The organism is Treponema socranskii subsp. socranskii VPI DR56BR1116 = ATCC 35536 (assembly GCF_000468115.1).
Lineage (GTDB): Bacteria > Spirochaetota > Spirochaetia > Treponematales > Treponemataceae > Treponema_D > Treponema_D socranskii.
Map to the genome: position 1 here is coordinate 22,042 of NZ_AVQI01000084.1, position 16,028 is coordinate 38,069.

The 16,028-nt window shown below is 52.2% G+C and carries 15 protein-coding genes; 13 read left to right on the top strand and 2 right to left on the bottom strand.

Annotated elements, in window-relative coordinates; all coding sequences use genetic code 11:
• The first annotated feature begins 52 nt into the window (after positions 1 to 52).
• The 3 genes from rpsL (at position 53) to HMPREF0860_RS12330 (ending at position 2,135) form a co-directional block, all read left to right on the top strand.
• Positions 53 to 427, top strand: a complete 375-nt coding sequence (gene rpsL, locus HMPREF0860_RS12320; protein WP_016521736.1) for a 30S ribosomal protein S12 — start codon at positions 53 to 55, stop codon at positions 425 to 427.
• A gap of 14 nt (positions 428 to 441) precedes the next feature.
• Positions 442 to 912 (top strand): 30S ribosomal protein S7, encoded by a 471-nt coding sequence (gene rpsG / locus HMPREF0860_RS12325; RefSeq protein WP_021330590.1) that lies wholly within the window; start codon positions 442 to 444, stop codon positions 910 to 912.
• 221 nt (positions 913 to 1,133) lie between these two features.
• Complete coding sequence (locus HMPREF0860_RS12330; RefSeq protein ID WP_156002120.1) at positions 1,134 to 2,135, top strand: endonuclease/exonuclease/phosphatase family protein; 1,002 nt, start codon at positions 1,134 to 1,136, stop codon at positions 2,133 to 2,135.
• Between the two features lie 39 nt (positions 2,136 to 2,174).
• Here HMPREF0860_RS12330 and HMPREF0860_RS12335 read toward each other — a convergent pair whose 3' ends face one another.
• Positions 2,175 to 3,428 carry an ABC transporter substrate-binding protein gene (locus HMPREF0860_RS12335; protein ID WP_021330716.1) on the bottom strand — a complete coding sequence of 418 codons (1,254 nt, stop codon included), beginning with the start codon at positions 3,426 to 3,428 and terminating at the stop codon, positions 2,175 to 2,177.
• Positions 3,429 to 3,531: 103 nt separating this feature from the next.
• On the bottom strand, positions 3,532 to 4,833 hold the full coding sequence (locus tag HMPREF0860_RS12340; protein WP_038081290.1) for an aminotransferase class I/II-fold pyridoxal phosphate-dependent enzyme: 1,302 nt from the start codon (positions 4,831 to 4,833) through the stop codon (positions 3,532 to 3,534).
• A gap of 72 nt (positions 4,834 to 4,905) precedes the next feature.
• Between HMPREF0860_RS12340 and HMPREF0860_RS12345 the strand changes: the two genes are divergently transcribed.
• From HMPREF0860_RS12345 to HMPREF0860_RS12390, 10 genes are all read left to right on the top strand, one after another.
• Positions 4,906 to 5,898 carry an AAA family ATPase gene (locus HMPREF0860_RS12345; RefSeq protein WP_021330746.1) on the top strand — a complete coding sequence of 331 codons (993 nt, stop codon included), beginning with the start codon at positions 4,906 to 4,908 and terminating at the stop codon, positions 5,896 to 5,898.
• A gap of 2 nt (positions 5,899 to 5,900) precedes the next feature.
• Positions 5,901 to 6,797 carry a DUF58 domain-containing protein gene (locus HMPREF0860_RS12350; protein WP_021330839.1) on the top strand — a complete coding sequence of 299 codons (897 nt, stop codon included), beginning with the start codon at positions 5,901 to 5,903 and terminating at the stop codon, positions 6,795 to 6,797.
• Positions 6,794 to 7,795, top strand: coding sequence for a hypothetical protein (locus tag HMPREF0860_RS12355; RefSeq protein ID WP_021330638.1), 1,002 nt, complete (start codon positions 6,794 to 6,796; stop codon positions 7,793 to 7,795). The genes HMPREF0860_RS12350 and HMPREF0860_RS12355 overlap by 4 nt, the downstream gene beginning before the upstream one ends.
• 133 nt (positions 7,796 to 7,928) lie before the next feature.
• Positions 7,929 to 8,930 (top strand): VWA domain-containing protein, encoded by a 1,002-nt coding sequence (locus HMPREF0860_RS12360; protein ID WP_021330698.1) that lies wholly within the window; start codon positions 7,929 to 7,931, stop codon positions 8,928 to 8,930.
• A gap of 1 nt (position 8,931) precedes the next feature.
• Positions 8,932 to 10,572, top strand: a complete 1,641-nt coding sequence (locus tag HMPREF0860_RS12365) for a vWA domain-containing protein (RefSeq protein ID WP_021330751.1) — start codon at positions 8,932 to 8,934, stop codon at positions 10,570 to 10,572.
• Positions 10,521 to 12,020, top strand: coding sequence for an SH3 domain-containing protein (locus HMPREF0860_RS12370; RefSeq protein ID WP_038081292.1), 1,500 nt, complete (start codon positions 10,521 to 10,523; stop codon positions 12,018 to 12,020). Before HMPREF0860_RS12365 ends, HMPREF0860_RS12370 begins: the two co-directional genes overlap by 52 nt.
• A gap of 34 nt (positions 12,021 to 12,054) precedes the next feature.
• Entirely contained in the window at positions 12,055 to 12,597 is a 543-nt protein-coding gene (locus HMPREF0860_RS12375; protein WP_021330817.1) for a Smr/MutS family protein, read from the top strand.
• A 16-nt stretch (positions 12,598 to 12,613) separates the two neighbouring features.
• Positions 12,614 to 13,489, top strand: coding sequence for an aldose 1-epimerase family protein (locus tag HMPREF0860_RS12380; RefSeq protein ID WP_021330595.1), 876 nt, complete (start codon positions 12,614 to 12,616; stop codon positions 13,487 to 13,489).
• Positions 13,490 to 13,725: 236 nt separating this feature from the next.
• Complete coding sequence (locus HMPREF0860_RS12385) at positions 13,726 to 15,162, top strand: glycine--tRNA ligase (RefSeq protein ID WP_021330824.1); 1,437 nt, start codon at positions 13,726 to 13,728, stop codon at positions 15,160 to 15,162.
• 72 nt (positions 15,163 to 15,234) lie between these two features.
• A complete protein-coding gene (locus tag HMPREF0860_RS12390) occupies positions 15,235 to 15,996 on the top strand; it encodes an aldo/keto reductase (RefSeq protein ID WP_021330794.1) in 762 nt (253 codons plus the stop codon).
• The last annotated feature ends 32 nt before the right edge of the window (positions 15,997 to 16,028 follow it).

The window sequence follows — 16,028 nt, forward strand, 5'->3', positions numbered from 1 at the left end:
TGACCGGAATTTTGTTTAAAAATTATTAATTATTAGGAATAGGAGATAGGCGATGCCTACAATTAATCAGTTGATTCATCAGGGACGCAAGTCGAGCGCAAACAGGACGAAAGCGCCCGCCCTCGATTCGTGTCCGCAAAAACGCGGCGTATGTACACGTGTTATGACGATGACGCCGAAAAAACCGAACTCCGCGCTTCGGAAAATTGCGCGTGTACGGCTCAGCAACGGTATGGAAGTGACCGCGTACATTCCGGGCATCGGACATAATTTGCAGGAACACTCGGTTGTGCTCGTGCGCGGCGGACGCGTAAAAGATTTGCCGGGTGTGCGCTATCACATCATCCGCGGCACAAAAGATACGCTCGGTGTCGACGGACGCAAACGCGGCCGCTCGAAATACGGTGCAAAACGCGCTAAAGCATAACGGGGGATCAGAAAATGGGAAGACATAAAAAATCGATCGATCGTCCCGTTATGCCGGACGTAAAATACAACAGCAAAGTCGTTTCGAAATTCATCACGCGTATGATGCTGCAGGGCAAAAAAGAAACGTGTAAGCGCCTCATGTACACGGCGATGGACAATTTAAAAGCTAAAACCGACAAAGATCCGCTCGAAGTGTTTTTGAAAGCGCTCGAAAACGTCAAACCGATGGTGGAAGTAAAATCCCGCCGCGTCGGAGGTGCGACCTATCAGGTTCCGGTGGAAATCCGCGACGTGCGCAAAGAAGCGCTTGCGATGCGCTGGATCATCACCGCCGCTCGCAACCGGAACGGACACGGCATGGCTGAAACGCTCGCCGCCGAACTGCTCGATGCGTATAACAGCACGGGTACGGCCTTTAAGAAAAAAGAAGATACGCACAAAATGGCCGAAGCGAACAAAGCGTTCGCGCACTACCGCTGGTAGTTTTCGACGATCCGAAAATCGGTCAAAGAGCGCCGTTCACATCTGTGGGCGGCGTTTTTTTATTACGTTTTGCAGGAAAAAACTTATTAATAAAAGCTGACGGCAGATCGATTGTGCGGAATGCAGCCGTTTTTACGGCATTTTTTCGCAAAATCCGCGTAAAAATACAAAGCGTTGACGATTATAAGGTGAAATCGAAATCGACGCACGGAGAAGCTGCCATGAAAAAAATAACGATCACATATTTTTTTCCGCTCCTGTTGATCGGCGCAGGCTGTACGCTGGCCGCCGAAGGTTCGAAAGACAGGGACACCGAACGGCAAATGCGCGTGCAGACGATCCGCATCGTAAACTGGAACGTGCAGACGTTTTTTGATGCGAATGCGGACGGATGCGAATACGCCGAATTCAAATCACCGAAATCGAAGTGGGGCAGGGACGAATACGCCGCCCGGCTCGGCCGACTCTGCGACGCGATTAAAAAGCTCAACGCCGATGTATACGTTTTCGAAGAGATAGAAAACGAAGGCGTTATGTACGATATCGCAAACCTCCTCGCAGGCGGCGCGTGGAACGGCAAAAAAAATTGGAACTACGCGTGCTTTGTAAAATCGCCCGGCGACGCGCTCGGCTGTGCCGTGCTTTCGCGCTATCCCCTCGGTGCGATGACCGTTCACGCTCTCGATATCCGCACCTATGCGGAGCAGCCGCGCATGCGGCCCGTCATCGACGTATCCGTATTCGCAGATTCGCACCGGCTTACGCTCTGCGTCAATCACTGGAAATCCAAATTGGGAGGCGGTAAGGAGACGGAACTGTGGCGAAGCTGGCAGGAGTCCGTCCTCGCCCGATTGCTGCTGCAGACAAACGGAAGCGCTGCCGTCGCCTGCGGAGATTTTAACCGCGATATCGAAGAGTTTACTAAGGGGACGGAAAGCGGCGCGGTTTTTTTGCGCGGAGCGGGTTTCGGGGAAGTATCGGAAATCCTTGTCAAATCGCCGTGGCTTTCGGAAAATGCGCATGCAATGTACAGCTATTATTACGGCGGAAAAGGAGAACGCATCGATCACTTTTTTCTGTCGGGAAGAGCCGAAGCCGTTTCATTTGCTGCGGAAACCGACGGACCGTGGGCGGACGAAAAAGGCATACCCGTTCGATATGCAATGCACACGGGCAAAGGCTATTCCGACCACTTGCCTATTGCGGCGAGCATACGCTATTGATTGCTGCCGCTGACAGCCGATCGAGCTTAGCGCGGTGCCTTATTGTTCGTAGCTCGGCTTTACCCTGCTTGCAATGCGCGACGGTAAATCGGCGACGGGTGTATCGCCGGTATTTTGTACTTCGTCTCTGAGATACGGAACGATTATCTGCTCTTTTATGAGCTCCCAGTCTGACGGAAGTTTTTCCGGTACGCTCAGCATATTGGTCGGCGGTGTATTTGTTAAGAGCATCGTTTTATACAGCGGAAGGATGTGTTCGTTTACTTCTCTGATTGAAGAAAAACCGCCTGCGATGCCGAATTGGTGTATGTCGAGATTTTGTTTCGCTTTGCGTTCGAGGACGGCGCGCTGCGTTTCCGCGTTTAAAAACCATTCGATAAAGTCGTATGCGCCGTTCGGATGTTTTGCGTGCTTGGGGATACCGAGCGTGACAAAGGAATCTTCGATCGGTATTTTATTGCCGTCGTAAATCCAGCGGTAGTCGAGCATTTCGGATTGTTCGGCCGTAAGGCTGAACAGCGCGTCGCTCGTGATGTAGGCGAACAGCGTGCGCCCTGATGTGACGCGTTTGAAGTTCGGCATGGAAAGATATTTATACGCGAAATCCTGTTCCGCCTCCGAAGACGTGTTGACGGTTTTCGACCAGTTTTTGAGGTAGGCGATCGCGTCGGAAAGTTTGTCGGCATTCCATGTAAACGACGATTTCGATTCGCGAAACTGCGCGCCTTTCGCTTTTGCCGTAAAATAGAGAAAGCTGTTTCCCGCCTGCGGCACGAATCCGATGCGCGAGTATGTGCCGTTTTGTTGCCGTACGTTGAAAGCTCTTCCCGCTTCTTTTAGCTGTTCGATCGACAGCGTGTAATTGTCTTCGACTGCTGCCGCGTTTTCTTTTGAAAAGATGACGGCCGGCAGATTGAAGCTCACCGGCAAGAGATAGTACGATTGCCTGATTTTTCCCGCTTCGAGCAACTGCGGATAGAAAATCGACTGCGTTATACCGCTCCCGTCGAATATCGTATCGATCGATCGGAAAAAACGGCTCGTTTTATCGGTGCGGAGCCACGGACCGACAACGATGTCGGGCGGATTTTTTTCGTTTTTCGAAGCGAGCGCTTCCGACGGATTTTTTTTGTAGACGAGGATGACTTTTTTTTTGCCGTGCGTATCGTTGAAGAGCTCTCCGTATTCGGTAAATTCGGGGATATTCGTCCATATCGTGATGAGCGTTTCGCGCTTAAACGAACAGCCGAAAAAAAAGAACGCACATAAAAACAGAATGCAAATACGCTGCACGTTTTTTTTGAGAATGTATCGAGCACGTCTTTCGGCCGCCGGCGGTCTTGTGCGAGAAAGGACGGTATGCCCTTGGAGCGGCAGTGCACGGGGGACGGTCGGTTTAGAGGGCACGGTACATCCCGTCGGCTGCCGCGTAGATGTCGGCATATACCGATTCGATTTTGTCTTCGTCTATACTGCTGAATGCGACGCGCAGCGTGCGGCTGTCGATCGATATCGTACCGATACCTTTTTCGGAAAGCAGCTTTTTACGCAGCGTTTCCGCATCGATTCCGTTGAGGCGGAAACTCATAAAATAACCCGAATTGAAAGGCATCGCTTCGATCGCGCTCGATGTGTGTGAATCGACGAAGTTCCGTACGGCGCGATAGCGCGCTTGGAGAATGTTTCGGAACGCAGCCTTTTGCGCTTCGTTGTCGGGATCGGTATAGGAACGCATAAGGATGGACTGCGAAGGAGTTGCGCTGCACGAAACGGACGAGCGTATGATGCCCATGAGTTTTTTGATAAGGGCGTCGTAGTGTTCATCAGTATAATTTTTCGAAGCGAAGGTAACGAAGCCGCAGCGGAATCCCCACACAAAATCTTCTTTTGTCGGCCCGTCGATTTTTACGGCGAGCACGTTTTTGTGGATGTCGGCGATGTGAGCAAAGAGAGATTGCTCTTCGATATCGTCTTCGTAGTTGAGACCGAAGTATGCGTCGTCGCATATAATTAATAATTTTGTGCCGCCGGAAGCCGCCTCCCCTATGATGCGGCAGATTTCAATAACTTCGCGTTTTGTGGGGCTGTAACCCGACGGATTTTGCGGAAAATTGAGCAGGAGCCGCACGGAAGAGCAGGCGGCCGCTTCTTTTTTGATTGCGTTTTCAAGCGAAGCCGTGTCTATTTTTCCGTTGTCAAAAAAATTGAATCGATGCAGTTCCGCTCCTCGCCGCGCTTCCGTGATGAGCGCATAGTTGTCCCACGACGGATCGGGGGCGAGCAGCGGTTTTGTTTCGTCTATAAAGAGGTCTGCGATATACGAAATGCCTGCGGTAAGCCCCGGTACGACGACGGGCAGCGATATTTTTTTTGTTTTTAAAAGCGGATTTTTATCGATTATCTGTTTTTGCCAAACCGTGCGAAACTCTTTTTGCCCCGCCGTCGGCGCGTATGCGACAAGAGAGCGTGCATCGAATGAGGGAACGCTTTTTTGAATCGACGGAAGAATTGCCGGTTTTCCTTCGATGATCGTCATGCCGATCGTCCCGTTCGCTTTGGACGCGCCCTGTTTCGCTTCTTCACTCTGCGCGATTATCCCTTTCGGAAAATACATCCGCAAGCCTTCGTCCGAAAGCAGCTCTCCTGCGACAGTGTCTTTTAATCGTTCGTTTAATTCTTGTGCTAAAGGGTTCAACATGATAAAATAGATTATTCTGAAATACGGTGAGATTGTCAATTATAATAATGCATGCAGGCTTGAGGTTGTGAGATGGAAAAATACAGTGCGGGCGAAGCGGAACTTGCAGCGTGCCGTAACCTTATCGAAGCATGCCGTACGGAAGCGCATAAGCGTCTTATCGGTCAGGATGTGCTGTTTGACGGTATCATGACGGCGTTTATCGCAGGCGGACACGTGCTGCTCGAAGGCGTGCCGGGGCTTGCAAAGACGCTCGCGGTTAAAACCTTTGCCGAAATCTCCGGGCTCGATTTTAAACGCATTCAATTTACGCCCGATCTGCTTCCCGCCGATGTTTCCGGTACGCTTATATATGAGCAAGGCAAGGGGACCTTTTCCGTGCGTAAAGGGCCGGTGTTTGCGAACGTCGTGCTCGCCGACGAGATAAACCGTGCGAGTGCGAAAGTGCAGTCCGCCATGCTTGAAGCTATGGAAGAGCGGCAGGTGACGATCGGTGAAACATCCTATGCGCTGCCCGAACCTTTTTTCGTGCTCGCGACGCAAAACCCGATCGAGCAGGAAGGGACGTACAATTTGCCCGAAGCGGAGCTCGACCGTTTTTTGCTGAAGATCATCGTACCCTATCCGAAAGCCGAAGAGGAGTTCGCCGTCGTAAAGACGGGGGGAGCGGCCGCTTCCGTTCCCGTTCGGAAAATTTTAAGTGCGGGCGATATCGCTCTGCTTCGAAAATTGCTTTCGAAGATTGTGTGCGACGATGCGCTTATCGAATACATCGTTTCTCTCATAGCGGTAACGCGCCCCGATCCCGATAAAAAAGCGTCCGTACACGACATTACGCGCTATATCGCTTTCGGCGCTTCTCCGCGTGCGGGTATCGCGCTTTTACAGTGTGCGAAAGCGGCCGCGCTCTTTCAAGGACGATCGTTTGTGCTGCCCGAAGACGTTAAGCTTGCGGCTCCCGCCGTCATGCGTCATCGCCTCGTGCTCTCCTATGAAGCCGCTGCGGATTCCGTCACCGCCGATGAAATCATTTCCCGTATCCTCGATTTCGTGCCGGTCCCCTAGCGATGAAACATCTGCTCGCCGTCAACAGGGAAACGCTCGCAAAACAGGCGGCGCTGCTCCGTCTCACTGCCGCGTCTCTCGCCGACAGTTTTAAAACGGGTTCTTTTCGTTCGCTCTTCCGCGGGCAGGGCATCGAATTCAGCGGTGTGCGCGAATACCTTCGCGGCGACGACGTGCGCGCCATCGATTGGAACGTTACTGCACGCATGGGAAAACCCTATGTAAAGCTTTTCGAAGAAGAGCGCGAGCTCCAGATCTTTATCGTCGTAGATCGTTCGTTTTCGATGTTTAGCGGTACGGGGCGCAGAACGCGCTATCGTACGGCAGCAGAAGCGGCCGCTCTCGTCGCGATGGCGGCCGAGATAAACGCGAGCAGCATCGGAGCCGTTTTTTTCGACGGTGAAATACAGTTTTCATGTGCGCCCGAAAGCGGACGAAAGCGCACGATGCTTTTACTTGCGCGCCTCGATGAAGTCGACGGATACGGTGTTTCCGGTTCTGCGCTCCGAAGCGCGCTGACGGGTGCGGGAAAATTATTAAAAAAGCGATCGCTTGTCTTTGTCTTTTCCGATTTTCGAACGGTCGGATGGATTACGTCCCTCGCTTCCCTTGCGCAAAAAAACGACGTCGTTGCGGTGCGCATCGTCGATGAGATCGACAATGAACTGCCGGAAATAGGGACGGTGCCCTTTATCGACAGCGAAACGACTGTGCGCCTCGTACTGCCGTCTTCATCATCAGCTTTTCGGAACGCATGGCGAGACGATAACCGCCGGCGATTCCTCCACTGGCAGGAGTCGTGCGTCCGTCACGGAGCCGTTCCGCTTGCGCTTTCAACCGACGATGAAGTCGTCCGCGTCCTTTCGCATTTTTTTTCCTACAAGGGCCGGACACAATGAAAACATTATTGATTTTTTTGTGCATTGCGATATGCGCGAACGCTGCATCCTTTACGGAGTCCGATACGATGCAGATCGTCATGCCGAAAACGATTTATGTCGGCGATACGGCCGAGCTTCGCTACACGTTCCGTTCTGCAGTCGATTTTTTTGCCGATATGAGCGATGCTTCACTTTCCCGAGAAATTGCGCTCGAATCGCTTCCGTTTCAAACGGATACCGACGATTATACGATATTGGACGCATCGCTCGATAGAAACGGTCTCCTCTATACGCTTCGCTTTACGTTTATCCCGTGGAATACCGGCGCGATCGATTTTCCGATGTTCGATATTTCCGCTGCCGTATACGGCGGCGGCGCACATCCCTTTATCGTCGATGTGCAGAGCGTAGAAGTTTCATCGATTTTGCAGGATCAGGATGATGCCGATCTGCGCGCAAGCATGGGACCGCTTTTGCTTCCCGGAACGATGTACGTGCTCTATGCGGCGGCTGTCCTTTCGATCGTCCTTTTTATCTTATTGATCAGACTTGTCGTAACGTGGCAGTCAGTGTACGAAGCCTATGCGACGCGGAAACTGCTTCGTTCGTATGCGAAAAACGCAAAAGAATTGTACCGGCGTTTAAAACGGCTCGATCGGGCGGGAGGTAAAACGAACGACGCGGAATTTTGTACGGAACTGCAGCAGCTTATCAGGCACTACCTCGATTTTCGTTTCGGCTATCGTTTCAGCGCCGTGTCGAGCTCCGCGATTATGGATACGTTTGACAAAATCATGGCGGGTACAATGTCGGAAAAAAGCCAATCCGGCGCTATGTCGCTTGCGGCGGTTTTGCGGCGTACCGATTACGTGCGCTATGCCCGCGGTTCGATCGATTCGAAAAAGGAGCCTGCCGAGCAGTTTGCGGCGGATCTCAAAACGGATGAACGCGCATCTCTCATCAGAATCGTGCGCGATGCCGTCGAACGCTTTGAGGGCGCCGCCCGCAGAGATTGAAATGCGTACGGATTTTATGGAAGAGATCGGCGAATGACAGGGAATAAAATGAATAGCGGAAAATTAATAAATTTGATTTTACATTTTATTAAAATCGGATTGATGAGCGATTGTTTTTTCGGAGGCGTATCCTATGCTTGATTTCCGAAATCCCGCGGCGTTTTTTTTGCTTTTCCTCGTTCCCGCTCTCTTTATAGTGAGAGCGCTCGGCTTGTTTACGCGCATCGCGTTTCCGGCAACGCTTTCGGATTGGGGCGGCAAAACTTTCGAATGGAAAGGCAGGCTGCGCAGCGCCGCATCCTTTATTTCCCGTATCTTTATCATAGCTGCGTTTGTACTCACGGTTGCCGCCCTCGCCGATCCCGTCGTTTATCATCAGGAGCGCGTGTATACGTCACGCGGCGCCGACATCCTTTTTGTTGTAGACACGAGTCCGTCGATGGCGGTAAAGGATATCGCAAATATGACGAGGCTTGACGCAGCTCGGCGCGCGATACGCACGCTGTCTTTGGATACCGGCGGCATATCGTTCGGTCTTGTCGCGATGGCGACGGAAGCTGCGATCGTCGTGCCTCCGACGACCGATCGAACAGTCTTTTTTTCTCGCCTTGACGCTCTTATGATCGGAAGCCTCGGCGACGGAACTGCGATCGGTACGGGGCTGAGCACGGCTGTCTATCACCTCTCTTCTTCGGCTGCTCCGAAAAAATGCATCGTTCTCGTTACCGACGGCGAAAACAACGCCGGATCGATTCATCCCGAAACGGCTGCCGAACTCGCTGAAAAAAATCGCATCGCCGTCTATACGCTCGGCATCGGTACGAAGGGGGCGGTTCCGCTCGATTACGTCGATCCGAAAACGGGACGCGTGTATTCCGGTTATCTGCAGTCCGATTTCGATCCCGCACCGCTCGAACGCATCGCCTCCCTTTCCGGCGGAAAATATTACGGCGTGCAGACGACCGGCGATTTGGCAAACGTGCTTTCGTCGATCGCGAGGGAAATGAACGTCGTGCAGACCTATCACTTGCACACCGAAAGCGTCCGCTATTACGACAGGTTGATCGTCGCGGCGGTAATCTTATTTGCACTTGGATTGTTTATACGCAGGGTTTATCTGCAGGAGCTGATTTAATATGGTGATTTCCTGTGAACGTCCCTATGCTTTTTACGGTTTTATATTAATTATTCCGGCGCTGGTCGCCGCATTTCACCGCTACCGCGGCATTATCGCCTATTCGAAGCGGGCTGCCGTCATCGATACGAATCTTCCGGAATCGAAACGCATGCCGAATCTTTCGCGTACGCTCGTCGTGCGGACGCTGTTCAGATGCTTTGCGTGGATTATGCTGATTTTCGCCTATGCCGGATTTTCGTGGGGTACCTATGAAGTCCCCGTTCAGAGAAGCGGGAGCGCAGTTTCATTCGTGTTCGATATTTCATACAGCATGACGGCGGACGATGCACCCGGCGGATTGACGAGGCTCAGAGCGGCATCCCGCTATGGGGATATGCTTTTGTCGCGCATGGGCGGCGTATCCGTTTCCGTCGTTTTGGCAAAAGGCGAGGGTGTTATCGTTGTTCCGCTTACGGAAGATACGGCGATCGTGCGCTCTCTTTTGGAAACCCTTTCACCGACTCTCATGAGCGCCGCCGGCACGTCGCTCGGCAAAGGTATCGAAGCTGCGCTCCGCTCGTTTCCGTCCGACTCGGCGCAGGCTCGGCGCATTTGGGTTTTTACCGACGGAGATGAAACCGATGGGCAGCTTATATCTTCTATTGAAGCCTGTGTAAAAGAAGGTGTATCCGTTTCGCTTATCGGGTTCGGAACGGAACAGGAAGTCGAAATAATCGCCGGAGACGGAAAAACGAAAGTGATGACAGCGCTTCGTTCGGAACGGATGAAAAAAGCGGTCGAGCAGGTGTCGCTTTATGCCGAGCGGTATAATTTTTCTGCGGCGGCGCGGTACATCGATGCGACGGAAGCGGGCTCGGCGATAGAATTGTTAAAACCGCTGAAAAACGAAACCGCGATCACCGTTTCGTATGAGGTAAAACCCGTCGAACGGTATGCGCTGTTTTTGATTGCGGCGATTGCAGCGTTTGTGCTGAGTTTTGTCGTCGCCGAGTTCGATTTTGAAAATTATCGAAGGCTCTTTCACAAAAGCCGGGCGGCTGCCGTTGTGCTTTGCGCTGCGACGCTTTTGCTTTCGTCGTGTAGTGCCCGAATTGCAAACGCGCAGGAGATAGCGTCGAGTTCGTGGGCGTGGTATCGGAAAAAATATCGAAGCGCGATTGCGGGCTTTTTGCGAGTCGAAGAAAGGGCGCGGCAAAACGGAGACGCGCTTTCCGAACAGTACGCCGAATACAATCTCGCGGCGACCTATATCATGCAGAGCGAATATGCGGCTTCTCTTGCGTGTTTGAAAAATATCGATCCTGCTTCGCCCGAGCAGGTGCGCTTTGCAGCGTATTACAATAGGGGGATTATCGCATACCGGAGCGGCAATTACACGGAAGCGGCCGCATGCTTTCGGGATGCGCTGAGGATCGACGGTACGAAGACGGCGGCAAAAGAAAATCTCGAAATCGCGCGTCGGCAACAAGCCGTCAAAGAAGCGCACGAAAAGGAAATCGAACTCGTGCCTCTCGCGCAGGATACGAATGCGATCAGTGCCGTCGAAAGCGCTATATACCAACGGATACGGGAGAACGATCAAAAACAATGGAAAAACAGCGAACGGACGGCGGAATCGAATTCTTCCGTCGATTATTAATTTTATTGCCGTATCGGATAAAGATCGAAACGATCGGCAAATTTCGACTTTTGAAAAACGCAATATTCGATCCGCCGTTTCGAATGAGGCGCGGGACGATTTTTGCGATAGCCTCTCTATCGATCTTACTCGGCGGCGGGTCGCTGTATGCCGAGTGGTCGTCCGATCTGCAAAAGCTCCGCGTAACGCCTCCCGTCGGCGCGCTGTATTCAGGAAACGACTATATGTTTTCTCTTATCATTCCCGACGTAAAGCCTTCCGACGTACAAGCCGACAGCCCCGAAATGCCGCCCGGCGTCAGCGTCGTATCGATGCGGCGGACGGACTATGCGCAGATCGGCATTCAGTCCGGCACCGAAATCGATATTTGGCTTTCGTTCAGGGATGCCCGCATTTATACGCTTCCCCCGCTTCGCGTGCGCATCAAAGGGCGTCCGTATGAGATTCCGTTTTCCGATGTCAATATCGAACAAAATCCCGCATCGACTTTTCCACACTTGATTGTTAAATTTGAAAACGGTACGGAGCTGACAGACGGTACGGCGAACGATGAGCCGCTGTTTACCTTGCCCGCCGGTGAAAAGATTTTATTTACGCTGTACGTACAATACGCCGTACAGGCGATACGCTTTTCGTGGCAGGCTCCGAAAGACGCGCTTTTGACGGAACTGTGGCGCTATGAGATTGCCGAAGGTACTCCGCGCGCGTCGCTTTTTACCGCCGATCCGATTCCTGTAGCTCTTTTCGAGTGGCAGCCCCTTGTCGGCGGAAATACCCCCATTCCCGATATGCAGCTTACCGTAAGCGCATACAGCGGCGCACGCGTAAAGCTTTCGCCGCCCGCAGGGACGATCCTCGTCGTACCTTCTCTTTCCGTTCCTTCCGATGAAGGCGACAGCAACGAAAGCTATTTTTCCTATGCTTTTTCCGAAGTCGGCCATTCCGAAAGCGAACATAGGGTACGTACACTTTCCGAATCCGATTGCGAAACGCTTGCCGTGCTGCACAGCGCCGAACGGCACGCTTTTTTCCCGTGGAAAGCGGCATCCGCCCGTCGCGCATTTGAAGCAAAGCTGGGCATTGCATCCGGTAAAGCCGAGCCGAGCGTTGCAGCGTGTATGCTTTTCGCCGCCGCTACGCTTGTGCTTGCGCTTTTGTGCGCCGTATTGTTTGCACTGAAAAAACGTGCGGGAGTATATGCGGTTTTAGGCTGCGTTTTGGTCGTTTTTTCGTTTGCCGTCGCCTCCGCTATACGCCTTTCGAGGACATACGGTATTTTTAAAGGCGGCGACATACGGTTCGTGCCCGACGAATCGTCCGGATTAGTTTCTCCGATCGCAAGCGGCGAGCGGGTGAGCGTCGAAGAGACTGCGGGAAAATGGGTGTATATCCAATACGGTACGACAGGCGGCTGGGTAGCGTCTTCGTCCGTTGTGCCGATACGGTAATTCTATAATTGATAATCGGTAATGCGGGGGGCTTATGGATTTCGGTGCGGTACTCGATGAGTGGGACAGATTGCAAAAAGAATCGAAGCGGAAGGTTTGCGGAGGAAATCCCGTTTCGGGCAAAAAAGCGAACGCGCCCGAAAAAAGCAAAACGCCGTCGAATTATTCCGAAGCGGGAAACGGTTTTGCAAAGCGGATCGATCCGCAGGAAGCGTGGCTTCGCCGCTACGGCATCGTCGATAAAGATAAAATCGCCGCTGAAGAAGCCGAGCGCGATCGCGAACGCTCGCAGCGCTATGTAAAAGACATGCCGATCGAAGCTCGCATCGATCTGCACGGGCTCACACAGGACGAAGCGCGGAGCAGGCTTGTCGTTTTTGTCGGCGACTGCGCAAAGCGTGGACTTCGGAAAATCCTCATCGTGCACGGCAAGGGAATCCACACGACCGGAAGTGAGAGCGTACTCGGAGAAGTTGTGCGAAAATTTATCGAACAAGATAAACGCTGCGGCCGCTCCGGTCATCCCGACCGACGTATGGGCGGACGCGGTGCCACGTGGGTATGCTTGAAAAATTAAATGTACGGAGGCATATATGCAATACGAAATTTCAAACGGCGTTATTTCCATGGTTGCAGTTTTACAAGGGGCGGAACTCGTATCGCTCGCAAAGGGCGGAATCGAATATCTGTGGCAGGCGGATCCCGCCGTATGGAATCGATCGGCGCCGAACCTTTTTCCGTTCGTCGGGAAATTGAACGGCGGCGTCTACCGCTATAAAGGAACAACCTATCCGATGACGCCGCACGGGTTTGCGCGCGATATGCCGTTTACGCTTTCAAAGCGGACGGACACCTATCTGCAGTTTGCGCTTTCCGATACGGACGAGACGCGAAAAGTTTATCCGTTTCCTTTTTTATTCGAAATCACGTATACGATTACGGGAAGCACGCTGACGCAGACGTGGCGCGTGACGAATACCGGAACATCGACGATGTATTTTTCGCTCGGTGCGCATCCGGGCTTTGTGTGTCCGCCGCAGGGCGGAAATTTTACCGACTGTTGGATCCGGTTTTCAGGCAGCAAAAAAATCGAGCGGGTTACCGCTCATACGATAAATACCGACGGACTTGTGCAGGAAAGGACGGATTCCTATACGCTTTCCGACGGAGGAGTGCAGATTACCGACGATATGTTTTCGCACGATGCGCTCATCTTCGAAAACAGCGGTATTCGTGCAGTTACATTGCTCGACAAATCGAAAAAGGAATTCGTGCGCGTGGACTTCGACACGGATATTTTCGGCTTGTGGTCACCGCAGGAAAAGCGCGCTCCGTTTTTGTGCATCGAACCGTGGTACGGCCGCTGCGACCGCGCAGGCTTTTCGGGTGAACTGCAAGCGCGCGAGTGGGGCAACGCGCTTTTCGCTTCCGGCGTCTTCGAAAAGTCGTTTTCGATTACGCTGTTTTAGAGAAGTAGCGATTAAAGCAAAGCGCCCCTGATGCAGTTGTATCGGATTCGCTTCGATAAAAGGTATGAAAGCCGATTATAATGAAAGCCACTGTAATTGCTACAATCGATTTTTTTTGGTAAAATCGCCGTCATAGCGAACGAATGTTTTGAACGGGACGCTTAATAATTTTTTGTGACGGGAACTTCTAAAGACTGCGGTTTTCGGAAGCAGCCCGGTACGTACGGGAGACGGCTATGGCGGAAACGAATCACGAATGCACGCTTGATAAAATCATCAGTTTGTGCAAGCGGCGCGGTTTTGTATATCAATCGAGTGAAATTTACGGCGGACAGGCGGGCGCGTGGGATTACGGTCCGCTCGGTATCGAACTTAAACGCAATATCCAAAACGCGTGGTGGAAAGAGATGACGCAGCTCCACGACGATGTCGTAGGTCTCGACTCTTCTATCTTTATGCATCACACGACGTGGGAAGCGAGCGGACACGTTGCGCATTTTTCCGATCCGATGATCGACTGCACCGAATGCAAAGCGCGTTTTCGCGCGGATCAGCTCATCGAAGATTTTTGCGCTTCTCACGACGTAAAGCCCGAAAAGGCGGTAGACGCGATGTCGCACGAAGAGATGAAAGCGTTTATCGACGAACACGGAGTGAATTGCCCCGTATGCGGCAAGCACAGCTATACCGCCGTGCGCGAATTCAATTTGATGTTTAAAACGCATCTCGGCCCCGTCGAAAGCGACACGTCCATCGTATACCTGCGCCCGGAAACCTGTCAGGGCATCTTCGTCGATTTTAAAAATATCGTTCAATCGAACCGAATGAAGATTCCGTTCGGCGTCGCGCAGGTCGGAAAATCGTTCCGCAACGAAATCATCTTTAAGAATTTTATCTTCCGCACCTGCGAATTCGAACAGATGGAAATGGAATACTTTTGCAAACCCGGTGTCGACGACGATGCGTTCGCGTATTGGCGGGAACAACGCTGGAACTTTTACAAGCGCTACGGTATTGCCGAAAAAAATCTTCACTGGAAACACCACGATAAACTCGCGCACTATGCAAAGGACGCATACGATATCCAATACCGCTTTCCGATCGGCTTCGAAGAGATCGAAGGCGTTCACAACCGTACGGATTTCGATCTGTCTCAGCACACGAAGTACAGCGGCAAAGATATGAGCTATATCGATCAGGACGACGGCAACAAACGCTACACTCCGTACGTCATCGAAACGTCCGCAGGATTGAACCGCAACTTTCTCATGTTTTTGTGCGAAGCGTACGAAGAGCAAAACGTCGCATCCGACGGCGGAGAAGATTACCGTACGGTGCTGCATCTCCATCCGCGTCTCGCGCCGGTTACGGTCGCCGTACTCCCGATGATGAAAAAAGACGGGCTCGCGGAGATAGCGGCGGACATCCGCAAAGCGCTCAAAGAAGATTTCGTCACCGATTACGATACGAGCGGTACGATCGGCAAGCGCTACCGCCGGCAGGATGAAATCGGCACGCCGTTTTGCGTTACGGTCGATTATCAAACAAAAGACGACGATACCGTGACGATTCGCTTTCGCGATTCGATGGAACAAACGCGCGTCAAGCGAAGCGATTTGGTTTCCGAAATTCACAAAGCGATCGCGTCGTACACGCCCGTCGTCAAAAATTAATAATTATGTAAGCCGGAGGCGCGCGGGCGTTTTCCGCTTGCGTTTACGGCGTCTCCGTTATTCGGATAAAGTATGGAATACGTTCGGCTCGGTAAAACGAATCTTCTCGCAAGCAGGACGGCGTTCGGCGCCATGTCGCTGAAGCATACGGGAGATGTCGAAAAGGCTTCAACGCTTATCCGAAAAGCGTACGAAGCGGGAATCAATTTTTTCGATACGTCGCGCAGCAACGGTGCAAGCGAAAAGCTGCTCGGAGACGCGCTGTACGAAGTGCGGGAAAACGTCATCATCGCGACGAAATCGAAAGCCTCTTCGGGGCAGGAACTCCTTCGCGACTTGGACGAAAGCCTGGGCGCGCTGCACTGCGATGCGATCGATCTGTATCAATACGAAACCGACGGCTTTATCCCGACGGCCGACGGCAAAGACGGCATCTATCAAACGCTTCTTACGATGAAAGCTTCCGGTAAAATCAAACACATAGGAGCCGTAACCGAAGATTTCGATACCGCTTCGGAAATTATTAAAACGGAACTTTACGAAACGATTCAATTTCCGTTCAGCATGATAAGCCCGATTGACACAGCATCCCTCGTCGGCTTGTGCGCGGAGCGCGATATGGGCTTTATCGCGATGCAGCCCTTGTGCGGGGGCGTGCTTTCGAATATTCCGCTCGCCTTCGGCTTTCTCCATCAATACGAAAACGTTTTTCCGCTGTGGGGTGCGGAAACGCCCGAAGAGCTTTCGCAGATTTTGTATTTCAACGACCGGCCTCCGGTCATCGACGAAGCGTTTCAAAGAGATGTCGAAAAGCTGCGTACGTTTTTTAATTAGCGGGAAAGGCGGTTTTCCGGTTGACGATTTTT